The sequence below is a fragment of the Bacillus sp. LR--39 genome (assembly GCF_053613335.1).
The window spans coordinates 1-1,755 of record NZ_JBSIOT010000090.1 but is presented as its reverse complement, the minus strand read 5'-3'; the positions used below and the strand labels follow the sequence as shown (position 1 = coordinate 1,755).

The window sequence follows — 1,755 nt, the reverse complement described above, 5'->3', positions numbered from 1 at the left end:
CGAAAGGAGAGACAGAGGCAGAGGTTATCCGCCTGAAAGGTCTTGCAGAAGCGGAAGCAAAAGAGAAAATTGCGGCTGCCTTTGAACAGTACGGGCAGGCGGCGATTTTCGATATGATTGTCAAAATGCTTCCGGAATACGCGAAACAAGCAGCGGCGCCTCTTTCAAATATTGATAAAATCACCGTTGTCGATACAGGAGGAAGCGGTGAATCAAGCGGAGCAAACAAAGTAACCAGCTATGCGACGAACTTAATGTCAAGTCTGCAAGAAAGTTTAAAAGCATCCTCAGGAATTGATGTAAAAGAAATGCTTGAGAACTTTTCAGGAAAAGGAAACGTAAAACAAAGCATTAATGAATTAACAAATGAAATCAATGAAGCCAAAACGGTCCAAAAATCAGAGTAAGGAAAGAGCAGAACCGTATGGTAACTGTACGTGAAGCGAAGTTAGAGGATATAAAGGACATTGCAAAAGTGCATGTAGACAGCTGGAGGACAACATACCACGAAATTATCCCGATTGATTATTTAAACAGACTGAACTATAAGGAATTTGAAGACAAATGGAAAAGTCGCTCGTTAAAGGGAGTATTTGTTGCTCAGGACGAAAAGGGTTCAGTATTCGGCTTTGCTTCATTTGGACCTATTCGCTCTGAACAAGAAGGCTATGACGGCGAGTTATACGCTATTTATCTTCTGGAAGAGCGCCAGCGGCAAGGTGCAGGCAGGGCGCTCTTAGCAAAAGGAGCGGAGTATTTGCTTCAACATGGCTTTTCAAGTATGTTTGTTTGGGTTATTGAGCAGAATCCCTCGATTATATTTTATCAGGCCTATTCACCTGAAAGAGTAGCGGAGGACAACTTTGAAATTGCCGGAGTAAGGCTGAAAGAAGTAGGTCTTGGCTGGCCGGATCTTTCAGCTTTAAAAACACTTCTTAACAGATAACGAACAATCCCCCAGCGGAATTCGCTGGGGGATTGTTACTTTTACGCTTTGTCACTTTTAAGCAAACGGGGTGCTGTCATAAATAATAAACATAGGACAATTGCACAAATAATGAATGAAGGAACCATGTAAGTCGCATTATAAGTTAAAGAATAAATCCATACCGGCGTTCCTTTTGGAGCAAAGCTGCCGAAAAACACAGCTCCTGAAATGACATGCGCGGCATAGCGCAGCAAACTGCCGATAAAAACTGCGCTTACCACTGAAACAATCAATTTCCCTTTTGTTTTTGATACAGCAGCATTACGGACAGAAGAAGCGAAACAGCCGCTTATGCCAATTGCTGCGAAAGCGACAATGTAATCTAACAATAGCTGTACAAGATGTTGAGCAAACAAGTTTCCGATTGCTATTTGTATTAGACCTGTCAACAAACCTGTAGTAAGACCTGCTTTGACACCCCAGCGAAACGAAATTAAAAAGATCGGAATCATCATGATGGAGACCGAGCCTCCTTGAGGCATGCTAAGAAACATTCCTGAGACAATGTCTAAAATAACGGCTGCCGCTGTCATAATGGCAATTTCAATAAGGCGAACCAGTTGCTTAGATTGATTCATATCTATCTCCTTCCATTGACAGACAACCAAAAGGACAACAAAAAAGCAGCACGCGGAAGGATGAGAAAAGTTCCACGCACTGCTTTACGATCTGCAATTCATTTGACTTTGCCACATCCCTACGCCAGCGTTAACTAACAGGTTCAAAGGGTCAGAACGAAACCGCTCACTCTCAGCTTTAATGCTCCC

Annotated in this window: 2 protein-coding genes and 1 pseudogene; 2 read left to right on the top strand and 1 reads right to left on the bottom strand. The window is 42.7% G+C overall.

What is annotated here, in order from left to right; all coding sequences use genetic code 11:
• Together floT and ACWHAR_RS20580 are read left to right on the top strand one after the other, a co-directional pair.
• Nucleotides 1-407, top strand: a pseudogene (floT, locus tag ACWHAR_RS20585) (flotillin lipid rafts scaffold protein FloT); the annotation flags it as partial.
• Nucleotides 408-424: 17 nt separating this feature from the next.
• Nucleotides 425-946: a GNAT family N-acetyltransferase gene (locus ACWHAR_RS20580; RefSeq protein ID WP_242304405.1), complete on the top strand. Its 522-nt coding sequence runs from the start codon at nt 425-427 to the stop codon at nt 944-946.
• Between the two features lie 41 nt (nt 947-987).
• Here the strand turns inward: ACWHAR_RS20580 and thiT are convergent, their stop codons facing one another.
• Nucleotides 988-1,566, bottom strand: a complete 579-nt coding sequence (gene thiT, locus ACWHAR_RS20575; RefSeq protein ID WP_144458965.1) for an energy-coupled thiamine transporter ThiT — start codon at nt 1,564-1,566, stop codon at nt 988-990.
• Nucleotides 1,567-1,755 lie beyond the last annotated feature (189 nt).